The organism is Paenibacillus sp. HW567, assembly GCF_000374185.1.
In the GTDB taxonomy this organism is placed as follows: domain Bacteria; phylum Bacillota; class Bacilli; order Paenibacillales; family Paenibacillaceae; genus Paenibacillus_AQ.
On the sequence record NZ_KB910518.1, the window covers coordinates 2,906,042 to 2,924,829 of the forward strand.

General features: G+C 50.1%; 14 protein-coding genes. 5 read left to right on the forward strand and 9 right to left on the reverse strand.

The window, feature by feature from the left end:
- Positions 1-263: 263 nt before the first annotated feature.
- Positions 264-1,832: an ABC transporter substrate-binding protein gene (locus B212_RS0113190; RefSeq protein WP_332258049.1), complete on the reverse strand. Its 1,569-nt coding sequence runs from the start codon at positions 1,830-1,832 to the stop codon at positions 264-266.
- A gap of 274 nt (positions 1,833-2,106) precedes the next feature.
- Between B212_RS0113190 and B212_RS0113195 the strand changes: the two genes are divergently transcribed.
- A complete protein-coding gene (locus B212_RS0113195) occupies positions 2,107-2,484 on the forward strand; it encodes a PilZ domain-containing protein (protein ID WP_019911273.1) in 378 nt (125 codons plus the stop codon).
- Between the two features lie 112 nt (positions 2,485-2,596).
- On the opposite strand, the gene B212_RS0113200 is transcribed toward B212_RS0113195, so the two are convergent.
- The 5 genes from B212_RS0113200 to B212_RS0113225 form a co-directional block, all read right to left on the reverse strand.
- Entirely contained in the window at positions 2,597-3,241 is a 645-nt protein-coding gene (locus B212_RS0113200) for a hypothetical protein (RefSeq protein WP_019911274.1), read from the reverse strand.
- Between the two features lie 96 nt (positions 3,242-3,337).
- Positions 3,338-4,072, reverse strand: coding sequence for a LuxR C-terminal-related transcriptional regulator (locus B212_RS0113205; protein ID WP_019911276.1), 735 nt, complete (start codon positions 4,070-4,072; stop codon positions 3,338-3,340).
- A gap of 361 nt (positions 4,073-4,433) precedes the next feature.
- Positions 4,434-5,903, reverse strand: coding sequence for a hypothetical protein (locus B212_RS0113215; RefSeq protein ID WP_028530803.1), 1,470 nt, complete (start codon positions 5,901-5,903; stop codon positions 4,434-4,436).
- 16 nt (positions 5,904-5,919) lie between these two features.
- Complete coding sequence (locus tag B212_RS0113220) at positions 5,920-6,660, reverse strand: N-acetylmuramoyl-L-alanine amidase family protein (RefSeq protein WP_019911280.1); 741 nt, start codon at positions 6,658-6,660, stop codon at positions 5,920-5,922.
- Between the two features lie 183 nt (positions 6,661-6,843).
- A complete protein-coding gene (locus tag B212_RS0113225; RefSeq protein WP_019911281.1) occupies positions 6,844-7,797 on the reverse strand; it encodes an EamA family transporter in 954 nt (317 codons plus the stop codon).
- A 398-nt stretch (positions 7,798-8,195) separates the two neighbouring features.
- Between B212_RS0113225 and B212_RS0113230 the strand changes: the two genes are divergently transcribed.
- The 4 genes from B212_RS0113230 (at position 8,196) to B212_RS0113245 (ending at position 11,494) form a co-directional block, all read left to right on the forward strand.
- The gene (locus tag B212_RS0113230) at positions 8,196-9,500 is read left to right on the forward strand and encodes a DUF5050 domain-containing protein (RefSeq protein WP_019911282.1); all 1,305 of its coding nucleotides are present in this window, start codon (positions 8,196-8,198) and stop codon (positions 9,498-9,500) included.
- Between the two features lie 208 nt (positions 9,501-9,708).
- Entirely contained in the window at positions 9,709-10,005 is a 297-nt protein-coding gene (locus B212_RS0113235) for a hypothetical protein (RefSeq protein ID WP_019911283.1), read from the forward strand.
- A 23-nt stretch (positions 10,006-10,028) separates the two neighbouring features.
- A complete protein-coding gene (gene trpS, locus B212_RS0113240) occupies positions 10,029-11,045 on the forward strand; it encodes a tryptophan--tRNA ligase (RefSeq protein ID WP_019911284.1) in 1,017 nt (338 codons plus the stop codon).
- A complete protein-coding gene (locus B212_RS0113245; RefSeq protein WP_019911286.1) occupies positions 11,045-11,494 on the forward strand; it encodes an aminoacyl-tRNA deacylase in 450 nt (149 codons plus the stop codon). The genes trpS and B212_RS0113245 overlap by 1 nt, the downstream gene beginning before the upstream one ends.
- Positions 11,495-12,035: 541 nt before the next feature.
- Here the strand turns inward: B212_RS0113245 and B212_RS0113250 are convergent.
- The 3 genes from B212_RS0113250 to B212_RS0113260 form a co-directional block, all read right to left on the reverse strand.
- Positions 12,036-15,422, reverse strand: a complete 3,387-nt coding sequence (locus tag B212_RS0113250; protein WP_019911288.1) for a GH36-type glycosyl hydrolase domain-containing protein — start codon at positions 15,420-15,422, stop codon at positions 12,036-12,038.
- Positions 15,423-15,482: 60 nt separating this feature from the next.
- A complete protein-coding gene (gene bglX / locus B212_RS0113255) occupies positions 15,483-17,648 on the reverse strand; it encodes a beta-glucosidase BglX (protein WP_019911289.1) in 2,166 nt (721 codons plus the stop codon).
- A gap of 143 nt (positions 17,649-17,791) precedes the next feature.
- Complete coding sequence (locus B212_RS0113260; protein ID WP_019911290.1) at positions 17,792-18,784, reverse strand: LacI family DNA-binding transcriptional regulator; 993 nt, start codon at positions 18,782-18,784, stop codon at positions 17,792-17,794.
- Between the last annotated feature and the right edge of the window lie 4 nt (positions 18,785-18,788).

Genomic DNA, 18,788 nt, shown 5'->3' on the forward strand with positions numbered 1-18,788 from the left:
GCAGCAATGGATCGGATACCGCGTACAGTTTATAGAAAACTCTCTACAATGAATTTCAGTTGTGCTTCCAAAGAGATCGGGTCATTATAATAGGAGCCTTTCTCGTCAATAAAAAAGACACGGTTGTCTTTCACCGCATCTGCAAGTTTAACCATGCAAAAAAAGAAACCGCTCTCGTAGTGAAATGGCAGTGTCGAGTAACCATCTCAGAAAGGAGCGATTTCTTGGAACATTCAATTAACCATGGGATTGTCTATATCATATCATTGAGCCGATTTCGCCAAAAATTCATCAATTTGACGCTGAACCTCTGCGATTATTTTGTCTATTCCCGCGGCCTTTACCTGCTTCTGCAGCTTGTCCAGCCCCTTGTCTACATCATCAATCATGCCATATTCCAGCGGAATGCCGTATTGGAGCATCACATTGCCGACATTCGCGACTTCTGTCTTCACTTTGGTGTTATCGAATACAAAGGTTTCCAGAGGGTAGTGATAAACCTCGCCTTCCCATTTGTCGGTCAGCGCATTTGCTTCTTCCGGGAAGGAAGCGTTGTCACGATTCAGCGGCGAGTTAAAGCCCCAGTTGGAGAAGCCGGTATAGTTGGCGTTTTTTGCTGCGTTAGTGTACTTATCGTCTCCGACCGGATTGTAATGCTCACCGGAGATGCCGTACATGATCAGATCGTGCAGTTCCTTGTCGTTCTGCAGCAGATCTATCATCATCAGCGCCCGCTCGGGATTCTTCGAGGTGGCATGAACGGACATCCCGTTCTGCATGGAGATAGCGACCGACTTCTTCTTGTCCGGCGTAACGTCAGCCAGCGCCAATTCGTATGGCTTTTTCTTTTCCCGCATGTCGGTCATCAAAGAGCCAAGCGTGCCTATGTTATGCGTAATCGAGGCCGTCTTGCCTTCGCGGAACTCCTGCTGGTGATCCAGCTTGCTGTTCAGCGCGCTCTTCGACCACACATTGTGGTCAGACAAATCTTTATAATAATAGACCAATTTCTTGAATTCCGGCGTTTCATATACATTGAACACTTTGCCGGCAGGATCGTCCAGCTTGAAGCCTATCGGCATGTCTAGGTCGAACATGTTCCATTCGTTCTGCTGCTTCAGCAGCACCCGGTCCAGATTGTGGAACTTCCAGTCTCCGGTCTCCGATGTGAAAGGTGTGACCCCCTTCTCTTTTTCAGCGATAGTCTTGAGATAGGTAGCGTAGGCCTCAGGACTGTTGATTTCCGGCAGGTTGTATTTCTTGCGCAGGTCTTCCCGGTATAGAATCAGCTTCTCAACCGTTTCTCCACGGTTCTGGGGCACCATGTAGAGCTTGCCGTTTACCTTCGCTTGCCCCCAGCTCACCTCCGGCATCGCTTTCCAAGTCATCGGTGCGTACTTCTGCAGCATATCGTCGGTCAGTTCCAGGAAGCCGCCCTTGATGGCCTGATCGTTGTAGCCTGCCCAGTTAGCGGCATAAATAAGGTCGAAATCCTCATTGGCCGCGAATTTGAGCGGATATTTCTGCGCCCAATCGGACCAGTCCAGGAACTCGGCTTCCACAGTCGCGTTAATTTTCTCCTTCAGCTTCTTGTTGATCTCCCCAAATACCGTATCGTAGTCGACCGGTTTGGGTCCCACCATAATCATCTTCAGCGCGACAGGCTTGGATGTATCCACTGTGCCGGAATCTCCCGCCGCCTGTGTCGCGGCTGCCGAGGCCTGCGGCTCCGCCTGACTGCCTCCGGTGTTGCCGTTGTTGCCTCCGCACGCACTGAGCAGCGACAGCATTAGAACACCGGACATTAGTGTTAGCCCTCTTTTTTTGTTCACTACAATTTCCCCCTATCGCTTTGTGTAATCGCTTTCAAATACAGTATAAAGATTATTGGCTTCTTTTCTAATGCAGGTCGTCAACGATTATGCATACTTTTGCAACGACTTTTACGGCGGATGCCAACAGCAACAATATTTACCGGGCCGAGCCTGAAACTAGTGACCTTAAAGAATTGTAAATTGACGGTTTATAAAAGGATTTCAACTCTTAACTTCTGCCGCTTGCGTGTCGATAAATAAACAATACACATGGAAAAGTATGGAGGAGTATATGAACGCAAACCGCAGAACTGAACCTTTTCGATATACCCTTATAGAACCTGCTACACTTGATCTTCATATTCTTACAATTAACGGGATTCCTGTTCCTCCCAAGCCTGTAAGCGCTATACTGCTGGAAATCAGCCGTTCGGGCTGCCGCTTGTCCTTCCCTCTGAATGTCAATCCGGAAAGCAACCATGTACGCGTTGGCATGGAGATGCTGCTGACCGAAGAGCCTATGTACATAGAAGGAACGCTGAAATGGAATAAGGAGCACGAGGGCAGCTACCAATATGGTATTCAATTGGACATTCCTGAAGCGGAACGTGATCGTCTCCCAAGCATGCTGCGCAGACTGGCGGGCGAAGGTAAAATAGTAGTTCGTTAAGAGCGCCTTGCTCAAAATAAAACGAGTAAAGCCGCGATCCTCCGGTAATTGGAGAATCGCGGCTTTTACGTGTTCAAAAAGGGGTGTCCCATGGACACCCCCTAGTTAATGCTTATTTAAACGTTACAGATTCCAGAATCTTATCCGTTTCCGCTTTCGATGCATCATCGGTGTATGTAAGGATGAAGTTCAGTGCATACCCTTCCATAATAATGCTGTAATAGTCTTGTGTAACTACCACAGTACCTGTATTAATGGTAGCCTGCATCAAATCCATATCTTTTCCGCCGACTTTAACCGACGTGACATCCTTGAATTCATACGGAAGCTTGCTGTCTACGAGCAGCTTCTTGGAAGCCTCCAGATAATCTTTTCCGCTCTTGATCCCCTGCAGCATGCTGATTTTCTCAGCTACAGCGACAGCCGAAGGTCCAGTCTTCCCGGAATCGAGCGGGAATTTGGAGGCCATCAGCAGGTTCAGTGTTTTGGTCTTCGCCAGATCCAGCATTTTGCTCTTGGCTTCATTGCCTCCGGCAACAGCCTCTTGACCGGCCTTCACAACCTCCATCATCTGATCAGCGTTCTGAAATACCCATTCTTTTGGAAAGCTAAGGGACAAACCGAAATAGTCATTTGTGTAAGAACCGCTTTCAGTCACACCTAAGGTTACTTCTTTGTCTTTCCCGCCGCATGCTGTAACCATTACCAGCATCAACAGCAATACCATTGATAACAATCCAACCTTCTTCTTGTTCATAATACCCTCCTGGTCATTCTTTTTATCGTTTTCGCACCAGAAAAGTTTAACATGTAATGTTATCATTTCCACCTATATAAAACTATAGGCAACCTTCTACAAAAAAGACAGCCGGGTAGCAACCGAAACGGCTTCTGAGCTGGACTGCACCCCAAGTTTATCGAAAATAACTTTTTTATGATGATTTACTGTACACTCCTTGATCTTCAATTTTGCAGCGATCGCCTTTCCGGTCAGACCTTGAGAGATCAGCGCAAGCACCTTTAATTGACGTTCACTCAGTTGCGCAGAGGGCTGGCCGGCGGCTTGGGACACAAGTCTGGTCTGATAATTGTTCAGTATATCTGCGGGAATCAGCTTGGCGATAGCTATCAGTTCGCTTTTCATATCTGCATTAATAGTAGACACATCAAGATAACCAACAATAGTGGGGCCTACGGTCAAAGGAACAGAGAAGCAGTGCCAATTTTTGAAAAATGGGCTTTCGTGCTGCTCCGGCGGCAAATACACAGGACCTCCTTGCGATATCGCCTCCGAAATTGCGTTCACTCCGCAGTGTTTTTCTGTAAAAAACATGCCTAAATGGATAGGAGAGCGGTTCACAGCGCTTTCAAGATTACAACTGTAATCCATGCTGAGAAGCACCCCCTCCTCATCCGTAAGCAGAAACAAATAGGGACCGGAAAGATGATCCTTAATATTAAGAATGCTATGCTGAAACACTTCGATTAAAAGCTGATTAGAGGGACTATTCAGGTCATGCTGCTGCATCTGCGATAACATGCTTTTTGAATTCACCGGCTGGCGGCATGTATCTATTGCTGTGATCATTGCTGTAGTTCTCCTTCCTTCTACCACGAATCTATTATATCTATCGGGTAAATCCAGAAAAAATTGTAATTCCCCGAAATGCTGCATATGTATGAATATTTGAATTTTATGACTTTAGGCATACAGGGCTTTGACGCAGCGAAGAGGCAAAGACATCCCAACAGTCTCATTCGCAAAAAAAGCAAGGTCCATATGTACATAAAATTCAAGCAGCTTACAGCCCAATTTTACCGTTTTAATGATTCTTTTATACTATTTTTAAATGAAAGCGGCATCATGTTCGATGTGCAGGCTATGCTCTTATTATAGTAGAAAAAAAACCGCCAAAAATTGGCGGCAGTGATGACTGCTCTATCCTTCTCTAATTCCCCAGCCGAACTTCCCCGGAGGATTTATTCCATTGCAGGCTAACGCCCAGCAGATCGCATAGGTCCTGGAGTGGAAACTGGGTTGAATCCGACAAGCCTTTTAGCGGAATTACAGACTCCGATTTCCTGCCGTTGATGAATATCTGCTCCGGATCGCTGGCTTTAATCTGAACTGTCGTGCTTCCATATACAAAAGACCAGACTGAAAAACGGTAGTTGTTATACCTCGGGTCCGGGTTGGACTCGCTCCTGCCGGTTTTCACTCCAAGTGCCTTAAACACACTGGTATAAGGAACATACAGCTTGCCGTCAATAACCCCTGCAGTACCATAAAAAGAGACCGGCTGGCCATTCACCAGAAAGCTCAGCGGAGGCTGAACCGGGACAACAGCGATAGCCTCGTCATTGGCAACATTCCCGCTGCCAGTCGCTGATCCGCTGTAGTAACCTTCTCCCCACCCCAGAAGTGTGCCATCCTTGCGCTGGGCAAAACCAAAGCTTCCCGTGCTTCCCCAGAGATTCGTGATGCCCTCCGCGCCTTTTACCTGAAACGGCTTGGACAACGGGCCGGAATTATAGTTCCACTGCCAGAGTGTTCCGTTCGTCTTGAGCATGAACAGCCGCTTGTAACCGGTCTGCAGCTTATATATATTGCCAAGTCCTGACGCCACAGGCTCCTGTAATGAGTTGTTCCAGCGGAGAACCTGCCCATCTGTGCGGAGAAGGAAAGCATCGCCGCTTGAAGCGGCAATTTGCTTAATCGCTGAGGCGGCAAGCGTATATACCCTAACCGGATCACTCGCCCAGCGGCTTCTGCCCATTACGCTGTTATAAATACTCAACCCTTTCACACTGCCGGTGTCTGTAAGAAACAGCGCGTCATTACCGGCTATAACAGCAGAACGGATTTCCGAAATTCCTTGTAACGGCAAATACCGGACCTTCATCTGCATGATGCTATCGCTCTGCTCAAAGGAAGGGTACCACAGCACCGCCGTTCCGTCTTTTTTTACCGCTATTCCCGAAGAGCCTTCTGTAGTTATGGATGTCACGTCCTGAAGCCCCGCTAATTTGACCGGGCCTCCACTTTTCTGATTAGGCAGAACTGGATCATCCAAGACATATGAACCATAGGTTTGGCCCCAGGCCCATACCTCTCCATTCTTGTCCAGTGCAAAAGAGGCATTGCTGCCCGCTGCAACCTGCATGATATTTGTCAGCCCGGCAACCTTTCTTGGAATGTACTGATCAATGGTTGTGCCGTCGCCGACCTGGCCATATTTGTTGTAGCCCCATCCAGTCACCGTACCATCACTCCAGACTGCAAGCCCATGCGCATAGCCGCCTGACACATTTACTGGTCCAGCCGCAGCCGCAGCGGCCACATTCCCGCCTGCGGGAATGAACATGACGGCGGCCAGCAGGAATACCATTAGATGTACAATCCTTCTACGGATACTCACTCTGACTCCCCCCTGCTCACTTAAAATACGAATCGAGCCCCTTCTTGATCCCCTTTACAATCTTATCCTGGTACGCAGCCTCGCTTAGCTTCTTGTCTTCCTTCGGGTTCGTCATGAAGCCCATTTCAATCAGCACGACAGGCACTTTGGACCAGTTGAAGCCGGTCAGATCGCTCCGTGGAACGATTCCGCGCGAGGCCGCCTGCGTTTCTTTTAGCACAGCCTGGGACAGGACCTTAGCGATCTCCAGACTTTGTGAAGCAATATTTTTCGTAAAAGTGTTGGACGCAGAAGGGTAAAGAAACGACATTCCTTGTACACTGCGGTTGTCACTTCCGTCTGCATGTAATCGAAGAGCAAGGTCGGCCCCGGCCTGATTGCAACTTGTTGCCCGTTCACTATTAGATATATCCACATTATTGGTCCGGCGAATCATCGTAATCTCATAATCGTTCTGAAGTGCCTTTTCCAGCTTCAATGCCACTTCAAGCGTCAGCTTGTATTCGGGTATTTTCGTGCTCACACCTTGCGTCCCGCTGGACACCTTGGCCTTGAAGGTACGGCTTCCCGGTCCAACCGGCTCTTTGGCATTATTGCCCTTGCTCTGGTGGCCTGCATCTATGCAGATCACCGGCTTACTCTTAGCACTGGCTATTGATTGCCCCGCTGCCACTCCCCCGTTTGCTCTTGCCGGTACGCTTGCTGTTGTCAGCAGAATCATGATAATCAAAGAAATAACCTTCAAATTTGTTCGCATGATGTACTCCTATCTGTTGGATTAACGGTTTCTTACCCGTACCTAAATTCGACATGCCGCAGCGTCTTCCTCTTTAGCCCGCAAAAAAACGCGAAGCCCTGTCCGGCAAGGACGCGCACTGTGCTTCAGCAGACCGGTGTCTGCAGCGACAGGCTAAGGGCTTCGCGTGTATGCGAATGAGGCTTATGAAGGGAGTGCGGACGCATTTTTCCAGCGCAGCTTATACAGCTCTGGAAGCATGACCCCCAGCAGCACCAGGACAACACCGGTCCACTGCAATCCGCTCACCTGCTCATGAAGCACGAACGAGGACAGCAATACGGCAACCGGCAGCTCGGCAGCACCGAGGATTCCGGCCATTCCGCCGCCAATATGAGGAACTCCGATAGCGAACAGCACAGGCGGGATAAATGCGCCGAACAAACCAAGCAGGAAACCGAACAGCAGCAGTTGTCCCCACAGCAAGCCGTTAAACAGGAAGTACGGCGGGAATAGAATGAACAGCAGCAGCAGGCCTCCGGTAATCATCCAGGCACTCCGGTATGCCGGGTGCGCAGCAGGAACAGCTTTGCCGCTGAAAATAATGAACATGGAATAGCTTACCGCAGACAATAGTCCCAGAGTGATTCCCAGGACGTTGAAATGAGCCGCGCCCTGATCCATAATTCCCGCTGCCAGCAGCGTTCCCCCGAACAGCAGCAGCAAAGTCAGCATTGTAATCTTATCAGGCCGCTGGCGTTTGCTGACGGCTTGAATCAGCACGCTGATCCAAGTGAATTGGAACAACAGGATAATTGCCAGCGAAGCCGGAATGTAGCGCAGGGATTGATAATACATCAGACCCGTTGCCACCGTTGGGGCTCCCGCCAGCATCAGCAGCAGCCGGTGCTTCCAGGTCAAAGGCGATGCCGCCCGCTGTACAGCAGCAGTGATGCCGCGGGTGCGCGCCTTTCGTGTCTGTCTGATTTTTGTATATAAGGCCAGCAGCCAGGCAAGAATGCACCCGGTTAAGAGCTGTGTGCCAACCACTTCCCCAAGCTGGTATCCTTTACCGTAAGCAAGAACGACAATTGTAGATAGAATGCCGTAGCTCATAGCCCCCGCCAAGACGGAGAGCAAATATTTCGAATCTTTCATGTTTCTTAGAACCTCCTGAATACTCTGAATCGGCCGCTGCACACAAATAAACCTAACTCCGGGGACAAGGGACGTAGAGCATGGTCCTTGTCATCGTAGTTAGGAAGAGTAGGCTTCCTGTAGAAACCCTCGCCCTGTGGTTACCTGATGGCTGCGAGGTTATACGAGAAAAGTATGCAGTTATTGGTATGACGACCTTTCATATGTTACATGGCAAGTAAGCTGATGTCAACCCTCAATCCTTAAAATTTGTGCTATTCACTCAATGAATTTCACTTTGATGTAAACTCCAAGTAAAATAATGGTTCTTTTGTGTTATTTATTTTTTTCATTTGAATCCGATATTCTAATAGATATGTTTTGAATTACACAATTTCATCTACAAGAGGAGTCTTCAAATGAATCGAATGCCCAGAGTAGTCAAAAGAGTATTGTTCACATTGCTTGCAGGTGTGCTGGTAAGTATCGGAGCACTTGGAGGAGGCAAGCTAACCCCTACCGCTTCTGCCGCTTCAGAGAACGGGTATGTTTTTTATACCTCGGAGGATACTTTATACCGTGTGCCGGCGGCCGGAGGTACAATCCAGAAGCTCGCTGAGAATTTTGAAGGAACAGATGTTGAAGCAACAGACAAATACTTGTATTTTCTTACCGGTGATTCCTCCTCCCAACTGCAGCGCTTATCGCTGACGGAGGCAGACCCGCTGATCAACAGTTTTGCCGCTACCAAAAATATTGTATTTTATCTGGTAGAGGGTGATTTCCTATATTTCATGGACAGTACAGGAAAGATCTACCGTTCGCTGGCCAATGCAGCAGATGACAGCCAGATCAAACAGATTGTTTCCAATGCAGATATTGAATTTCCGGGATTTTCAGTAGTAAATGGGCGGATTTATTATAATGCCCTCAAAGACGGTGCGAACACCTGGGCTGCTTCGAAGTCAAGAGATGGCAGCGGAAACGTACAATGGATTGCGAAAGGGGCCATTCCCTCCTCGCGTTTTATCCATCCAAGTAACAACACAGTCTCTGTAATGGTGGACACCAAGCCGGAAGAAACGTATTATTCACTAAGCTGCATGGTCCTCTACACCCTTCCAATCAATGGAGGAAATGCAAAAGCAGTAAATGTCAATAGTCCGCTGGATGCAAATGCTACTCTCTCGGGCGGGTGGTCGAATGACTACTTCGTTTACAACAAGGGTGTCACAGTTGATGATGATGACAATTTCATTTATTCCAAAAGCAAAGCCTATGCAATAGATAAAGCCGGTAAAGTCTTTCAATTCAGCCAGACCAGTGTTATCAGCCTTTCGGATATGGGCGGAGGCAAGCTGGCCTATGTCGGCAGTAACGGTAAAGGCTACGTCAGCACTGTAGTTAACGGTAAAGTAACCAGTACCAAACCGGTTGAACTAAGCAATGTAAAACATGTCGCCAAGTTCAAGAACGGTACAGCCTCCGGACAAACTGTATTTTTTGCTACTAAAGGTGCTTATGCATTGAATGCAAATCTCACATTAACCAAATTGAACGGCGTAGATTGGGATAACAGCGCGTTTAATGAGAAAGTAGCCGGCATCTACTATTGGAATACAGAAGATAACGACAACCTGTACCGGATGAGCACCGACGGCAAATCGAAGATTAAGCTTTCCGAAACAACCGTGGATTCCATTGAGACCATCTCACCACGTTAAGTTCAATACCTGGTAGATATTCGCCAGTCCGCCGGAGCTCCAGAAATGGGGCTTCGGCTTTTTGTAATAGAGGCTTGACGAATCATACATCATCAGGTAATATTCCCATATATCAAGAACAACATTGAAAAAGGGTAAGTAGACATATTCCGCGTGGATCTGCAGAGAGCCGGTGGTTGCTGTGAACCGGTGTCCAGGATATGCTCGAATGGCCTTTGGAGTTGCTTTTCCGAACCTCCCTCCTTCGGGGGCAGTAGGGAAATGCCGGGAATCCCGCCGTTATCAGGGGAACGGTCTCGAGATGATTCATGCATCAATCTCCGCACCGTATTACGAAGACCGGAAGGCCGTCTATCTGCGGCTCAGCGGTCATTTAAGGTGGTACAACGACAACTTCGTCCTTAGCGGGCGGGGTTATTTTGTTTTTCAGGGGGGTGATGGCCATGGAGGATGGCTGGTGGTGGCGGTTAATGCAATCTCACAAGCTGCACAACTTTACTTATAACTATTATAGGAGGATGTTAAGCGATGACAGAACGAGTATTGACAGGAGACCGGGTTACCGGAAAGCTTCACCTTGGCCATTATGCCGGCAGTCTGGAGAACCGGGTGCGTTTACAGGAGGAGTATGAATCCTTTGTATTTCTGGCCGATGTCCAGGCGCTGACGACCCATTTTGAACAAAAGGACTTGATCCGCAGCCACATTCACGAGATGACCCTTGACTATTTGTCCGCAGGGATTGACCCGGAGAAGTCCACAATCTTCATTCAGTCGATGATTCCCGAGATCGCTGAATTGACCGTATATTTCTCGATGTTCGTATCCGTCAATACGCTGCGCCACAACCCAACCATTAAGGCGGAGTCCAAGGGGCAGGGACTGGATGAGCTGTATTATGGTTTTCTCGGCTATCCGGTAAGTCAGGCCGCAGATATCACCTTCTGCAAAGCAACATTGATTCCCGTGGGCGATGATCAGCTTCCCCATTTAGAGCTGGCCCGCAAGATCGTACGCCGGTTTGGTGAGCTGTATCAGCCTATACTCGTGGAGCCTAGAGCGCTCATTAGCAATACGCCAAGACTGGTGGGGACCGATGGAAACGCGAAGATGAGCAAGAGTCTCGGGAATGCCATCGCGCTTGATTCTACCAGGGAAGACATTGCCTATAAAATAAAAAGAGCGGTCACCGACCCCGCCCGTGTGCATAAGAACGATCCCGGCCATCCGGAGATCTGCCCTATTTACGCTTATCACAGAGCCTTCCAGCCGGATGCTCTTCCTGAGATACGTCAAGGCTGTGAACGTGGAACTATGGGCTGCTCCGCCTGTAAAGAGCGTATTTCCTTGACGCTTGAGCAGCTAATCGCGCCTATGCGGGAACGCCGGGCCTATTACGCAGGTAAGCCAAAAGCAGTGGAAGAAATTCTGATGTCCGGAACGCAGCATGCCCGCGAAATCGCCAAGGAGACGATGAAGGAAGTCCGGGCAGCGATGAGCCTTGATTATTTCGACCTCTCCGCCAGGGAAAGACGGGTGCTCTAATGCTTACTTTACCGGAGCTTGCAGCGTTTCTGGACGAGAAGAACAGCGACTATGAGCTGATTGCCCATGAGGCCCCTATCCGCTCCACCCGGGATGCGGAGCAATACTTTGATCTTGCAAAAGCTGCACCTACACTTATCATTCAAACAGAGCACGGATTAGTTGCTTTTATAGCCAGCTCTCAACGGGGCCGGGTAGATCTTAAAGCTCTGAAGCAGGAGCTCGGTTATGTTACCCTGAAGATGGCGGAGCCCTCCAAAGTTCTGGAAGCCACAGGCTATCATATAGGAGCAATTCCTTTGATCGGCCACGGCTTACCCTGCCTGTTCGATAACCGCCTGCTGTCCCTGGACTATATTTATGGAGGCACAGGCGATGAACTGCACACCCTAAAAATCGCTCCGGCAGATGTCATCCGGCTGAATCGAGTTCTTGCGTTCGTTGTTTGACAAATAACGCCTAACCTTTAAACTTTGGATAGACTGCGGCGGATTGTGAGCCATACCTCCTGGGCATTCCCAAACACAATGCAGTCTGACGCTTGCAGTAGTTAATTGTATTTATGCAGTTAAAAGGCTGCTTTAACCTGTATTTGTAGCGGTAACTGTATTCTTGCAATTAAAAATGGCTAAAACTATATTTTTATCGGATTGCCGCCAATTTAGATGTACAGAATGCAATTAAGTCAGATTCAGCACAAAAATACGGCTTTTTAGTTGTACGATATACAGTTAGGGCTTAGGCAGCCATCTTAACGGAGCCCCCTTCCCTCAAGCCGTCATCCGCTTATTTCCCTTATTCTTTAGCTGACAAGCGGCTACGGCTACGCCATCCTTCTAAAGACGTGACGGTATCCGTTTCAGCGAGAAATAGAAGGATAAATTATTGTGTGAAACATATAAATTCTGGCGTATTTAAAAAAAAGCGGCCAATGAGCGCAGACCCCCACCTGAGGATGTCTGCGCCACTGGCCGCTTTCTTCATCTTAAGTTACATATAAATGTCTACTACAGTTCCTTCTGCGCTCCGCAGACGGTCAAAGTCAGCGCGCTTGATCCGCAGTCCGCCGGTGCGGTACGGATTAGCCAGCCGCTCAGCCTGAACCTCCCGGCCGTTCACCTTGACAGCGCTAAGCTCGCCTTGTGCAAGATGGTACACAAAGGTGGCCTTAGCGCCTCCATATTCAAAATCAAAATGTGTGCCATCCAGCTCATCCGGGAGCATAGGATCAATGATCAGATCGCCGCCGGCTTCGCGGATGCCCAGCACATTCGAAATCAACTGGTTCATGTAGATCCCCGGGCCGCTCGAATAGATTCTCCAGCCGCCTTTGACCGGAACCGAGCCGTCACGCAGCTCTGCAAAACGCTCCTGCGCCTCGTAGCGGTTGGCGAATTTGCCGTCCGAGCTGCTGAAATAGGAATTGCTCTGGCGCAGCTCCGCATTCGGAACCGCATCGCGGATGCCGACCGGGTTGATGACCGCCAGTCCTTTCCATACCTGATCGCGTTTACCGATCTTCGCCATAGCCTCAACAAAACGGATATGTGCATGCACATATTGCAGGCCAATCTCACGGCCGAAGTTCGCCGCCTGCTCTGCACGTTTGAAGTGGAGGCTCACTCCGCCCGCATACTGAGCCGGGTGGTTCATCAGCCGCACACCGTCCGGGCAGAGGAACTGTTTCTGGATCAGCTTGTAATGGTCCTCCATCTGCTGCGGTGTCAGCAGCTCGCCAATCATGCTGCGGGTCATCGGCAGCAGACGGTACTGAATGCCCGTCTCCATGTCTTCGGGATGCAGCATCAGCTTGGCATCAGCCGGATCTTCAAAGTACAGGAAGCCCGGGATGACATCGGTTCCCAGCATATAGCGGTTAAAGTCGCCTTTAATTCCTTCCGCCAGCCCTTTCAGTTCTCCGGACCATACATCATCCACACCTTGCAGCACTCCCGACAACCCCAGCACCGTCTGATACGTCAAAGCAACCGTCCAACTGCTGACCATATACTGCTTAAGCTGAGCATTGGCCGGCTGCAGCGTATCATCCCAGTCGCCGTCTCCGTACGAGGACAGGAAGGTGTCATGGAGGAAGTTGGCTTTAATATAATCCAGTTCCTTAACCGCATGCTCACGAAGGGAAGCTGTCGTTTCTGTAAAATCAAAGACATGCTTGCGGGTATACGGAATCTGCTCGTCGAGAACGGCGAAATCACGGGTTGCCCGCAAATAATCTCCCAGCACCTTGAGCGGCCAGACGATAATGTCGCCGTGGCTCTCCTCCTGCTGGATTCGAGTATACTTGTCGAACATGAACCATTGCGGCCAGTTGCCGTCATCCTCATATTGATGGGCGAATACTGTCAGAAGAATTTCCCGTACCTGCTCATATTTATGGGTAGCCAGGAAATATTCCACCGGTCCCTGGCACACATCGCGCGTACCCCAAGCCGCTCCGCCATACTGCTCCAGACCATGCGGCATCGAATAGTGAACGAGCATGTTATGGGTGTACCACCAGGCAAGTGCATTTACCTTGAACAGCTCACCTTCATCGCCGCCCGGCTGGGTCAGCTTGAAGCCATTCATCACACCGGCAAAAAATTCGCGGTAACGGGCGATCTCGGTCTCTGCGGCAGTGTGTGTGAGCGGAAGCTCTTTGCCATCCAGCAGCCCTTGCAGTCTCAACGTCCAGTCCGCGCTGTCCTCAAGCTCCAGAACAACCAGTGAGGCGGTGCCTTCTACCGGACCTTCTACCAGTACCGACTCATTCCCAAGCTGGTAAGACGTTCCCTCAACAAACATCCGGTAGGCCAGCTCAGGATATACCTGGCTGCTAGTTCCCGTCTCCGACGCACGGAAGGTTAATGCTCCGCTTGCTGCGTCTTGGGCCATTTGGTAAGGAACCTCATATTCCGCCACATTCATCGTAATCTGGTTAGTGATCAGGAAGCGGTAAGCGATGCCGTTCGCAGAACGGACATGAAGTCTGATCTCCGGTGCATCCATAGTGGTGTAATTGGTAATTACCAGGGTGTCTGAAGCTGTTTTATAATACCAGCGGACATAGTTGAAGCCGATTTCGAACAGTGAAGGCATGGTAAGCAAATGGTATTGGCCTTCTGTCTGCACATAAATGCGCTGACCGGAGGTTTTGTATACATTCAATGCGTTGCGGGCATTGGACATCATTTTATTCATATTGGTATTGCCGACAACCACTTGAGAATTGAAGATACCGTACATATAAGAAGTAGTGGTCAGCACTTCCGGGTTCAGACGTGCATTGTCGCCGCTCATGAGAATATGTCCGTGCGGACGCTCGACAAGCAGCTCCTTATCTTTGAGCACCACATGCTCGTAGCTGTCTGTGAAGAAGGCCAGCAGCTTGCCGTCTTCCCGTTCCTCCTGGAATTTGTGCGGGAATAGCGCATTCAGCTCATCCTGCGTCAGCGGCAAGGTCTGCAGCGGTTCCCCTACCTTCGGGGATACAGCAATACGGGTATTCCAGTCACCCTGCTCAGACACGTCACCCAAAGATAACGTCTCCTGCCAGGCATGCTGCACAGCCGCAGCATGCTCCAGCTCTGTTATAGCAGCAGGATGATCTTCACAGAACAGACCATAGAATGTGAAGCGCGCCTGACCGTCTAACTGGATTTGCTCAGACTGCAATGCCGTATAGGCAAATTCGTATTGGTAAACTTCGTTCGCAAGCTTCTGCTTGAGCAGAGCCTCCGGTTGATCGGTCTCTTTGTAAGACAGGCCGAAGAATTGGAAACCATCGGTGGAATAACTGGCGGAACCGCCCAGCAATCCCTGCTGAAGATAAGGAAACTTTCCGCCTTGCGGCTGATTCTGACGCGAGCATACCACGTAGCCTTTGTCTTTATCCCCGAAGACTGTATGGTCAATGTATTGCGATAAATAGGCTTCATTGCTCGTAACCGCTCCGGGGGAAGCAATCCCTACATCCTGAGTGTAAATCACGTCCAGCAGAACACCGCCGCCTTCGATCGTCACGTCCCAGAACCATATTCCGTTATCAGCCAATGTGAAGACGACCTGATACTTGAGGTTTGCCGGGAGTCCTTGACCTGCCGGATCTGCTCCAATCTCGCCCTGCCATACCAGGCGTTCGCCCTCCTTACGGAAGCGGCTGCCCGATTTAGCTCCAATCAGCGGAAACGCATGAATCCCGTCCTGCAGGTGAAGTCTTGCATAGATATTCCCAGGCGCCCCATCCACACTGTTCGACAGGAGTTGATTGATCATCATCTTGCCGCCAAAGGCCTGATAGAGGTCACCGCTCTCCAGGAATGTAAAGGTCAGCTCACCCTTTTGAAGCGACAGCTTGGAGTTTGTAATAGTTGTCAATTCTTTCACTTCCTTATCTGATCGGGCGAATGCCCCGAATGATCTGTCATTTGTAAACTATTATGCTAACCGGAAGCCAGCCTTCTGCACCTCACGGCTGCTTGCACCGACATAGACGGTGAACCGGCCGGGGTCACTGGTAAAAGAGAGATCGCTGTGATGGTAGCGGAGCTGTGTTTCTTCGATGCGGAAGACTACCTCCTTACTCTCACCGGGCGCGAGACCAACCTGCCGGAAGTCCTTCAGCTCTTTAACCGGACGGACTACCTCTCCCGATATGTCGCGAATGTATAGCTGGACGGTTTCCGTTCCGGCCATATTTCCGGTATTGGTTACCGTTACCTTCACTTCAAGCGGACGGTCAGCGGCCATAACCTCTGAGGATAACGACAACCCTTCATAAGCAAAGGTTGTATAGCTCAGGCCGAAACCAAAGGGCAGCAGCGGCTCATTTGGAATGTCAATGTACTGGGAAATATAACGGTTGTCTGTTTCTTCTTCCGGCTTGGGCCGGCCGGTATTATAAGCATTATAGTAGACAGGAATTTGACCTACCGAATAAGGGAAGGACATGGACAGACGGCCGGAAGGGTTCACCTTGCCATATAGCAGGTCTGCCAGAGCCGCCCCGCCTTCGCTGCCCGGGAACCAGGCTTCCAGCACGGCATCCGCCACATCGTATACACCATGCAGATCAAGCGGACGTCCGTTGAACAATACGACGGCCAGCGGCTTGCCCAGCTCTTTCATCACACGGATCAATTCCAACTGCGCCTGGGGCAATCTGATATCACTGCGGCTGCCGCCTTCTCCGCTCATTTCCGAGGCTTCGCCAACTGCCAGAACAATAACATCCGCGTCCGCAGCGGCTTTTATGGCTTCAGCCTTTTGGGACTCGCTAATAGTGTGGATACCGCTGCCTTCTGCGATGACTACATGGTCCGGGCTGGCGCTTAATACCTGCATGGAAGCTCCCAGCTTCACAGCAGTCTCCTTGGAGCCCTGCCAGGACCACCAGCCAAGGATATCGCCGCTGTCTGCGAACGGACCAATGAGCGCAACCCGCTGATTCGCCTGTAACGGCAAAACACCTTCATTCTTGAGCAGCACACTGGATTTCTCGGCAAGCTTGCGGGATACCTGGCGATGCTCATCGCTGTATACAATCTTCTTCTCTAGCTCAGGATCTGCTCCACGCATCGGATTTTCGAACAAACCGAGCTTTTCCTTCAATTTCAGAATGCGCAGCACCGCTTCATCAATCAGGGCCTCATCAACAAGCCCTTCCTTCACCAGCTCCGGCAAATGCTTCACATAGCTTGTGGTCATCATGTCGATATCGACACCGCTGTAAATCGCTTTGAAGGCAGCTTCTTTATCATCTTCCGCCGCACCGTGAGCAATCATCTCTTTGATCGCAGCCCAGTCGGAAATGACAACTCCGTCAAAACCCCATTCGTCGCGCAGCAGCCCGCGCATTAATCTGCGGTTGCCTGTAGCCGGGATGCCGTCCACAATATTGAAGGAGGTCATTACCATCTCTACCCCGGCGTCTACCGCCGCTTTATATGCCGGCAAATAATATTCGCGCAACTGGCGTTCCGACAAATCAACCGTGTTATAATCGCGTCCGCCTTCGGCTAGCCCATAAGCTGCAAAATGCTTCACGCAAGCAGCTACGCGGGTCATATCGTTCTCCAAATCATCGCCCTGGAAGCCCTGCACAAATGCCTTGGCAAACACGGAGTTCAAATAAGTGTCTTCACCGGTGGACTCCATTACACGGCCCCAGCGTCCATCGCGGACCAAATCCACCATTGGAGCAAAGGTAACATGCAGACCGGAGACCGCAGCCTCACGTGCAGCAATCTCCGCGCTCAGCTCAGCCAGCTCCGGGTTCCACGAGCAGCCAATCGCAAGCGGGATCGGGAAAATGGTTTTGAACCCATGCACAATGTCGGCCATGAACAGCAGCGGAATCCCAAGTCTGTTGCTAGCCAGGTGTTCCTTCTGCACGGCCATCATTTTCTCCGCACCGGCGATACCCAGCACCGAGCCTGCCGCACGCTTGGTATCGTTCCCGATGCCCAGCTCTTCCATAGGACCGGTAATTTCCGAGTCATCGCCCGGCTCGTCATAAAATGGGGCTGCGAGCTGAAGCAACTGGGCGATCTTTTCTTCAAGCGTCATGTTCTTTACATATTTGTTATACAAATGCTCACTCATAGATTTACTCCCCCAGTGAATTTGAAACGTTTCTATTCAATAAATCCTTTAATAATATAGCTTCACAACCAACAAATTATTGAATAATAAGAAACGTTTCACTTAATTTCCAGACTTAAGGCCTCCATTCAGAGGCTCTCCAGTTAACTCTGGGCTTTGACTGATCTGCGTTCAATCAGCTCGATTTTTAGCTTGTAGAACGAATTGACGGCATCGCCGTTCAGTCTTTGGAACAGCAGATGTCCAGCCAGTGAGCCGGATTCATACATGGGCTGGCGGATCGTTGTCATTGGAGGCTGAATGTATTCAGCCAGTTGAATATCGTCAAAGCCAATAACCGATAGTTCTTCCGGGACAGAAACTCCGCCCTCCTCCAGCGCCTTCATCCCGCCTACAGCCATTTCATCATTCGCATAAAAGATAGCTGTCGGAAGCTCCCCCTGCACCAGCATCATCTTGGTCGCCTTGTATCCGCCCTCGCGGATAAAGCCGCCGCTCAGCTTCCACTTTGTTTTCTCCTCAAGCCCGGCTTCCCGCATGGCCCGCAAAAAGCCCTGGTAGCGGAGCGCATTGTCATAGGAATTGGCGGGACCGCTGACAAAGGCGATCTCCTTATGTCCCTTTTCGATCAGGTGGCGGGTTGCGCTGTAGCCCCCCTGCTCACCATCTACCACTACATTGATTAGTCCCTCTCCGGTAATCAAACGGTCCATGACAACGATCGGAAAACGGCTGCTTCCCGCTGCGTGCAGAATCTCATCCGTTATATTATGAGCCAGAACAATGGCCCCATCGACTCTCTTCTCCATCAAAAATTTGACCGCAGTCGAGTCTTTGCCGCCCATTGAGCTGCAGGCGATCAGATCATACGAATTGGATAATGCCACATCCTGTATACTGCGGATCAGTTCTGAATAATAGGGACCGGACAGATCCCGGAGTATTAGCGCAATGGTATTGGTCCGGCTTCTTTTCAAATCCATGGCAAAGCCATTTTTCTGATAATTGAGCTGTCTTGCTGCCTCAAGCACCTTTTCTCTCGTCTTGGCGCTTACCTTGCTGTCGCCGTTCATCGCATATGAAGCCGTTGACAAGGCCACGCCTGCCAGCTTTGCCACATCCTTGATCGTTGCCATCCTG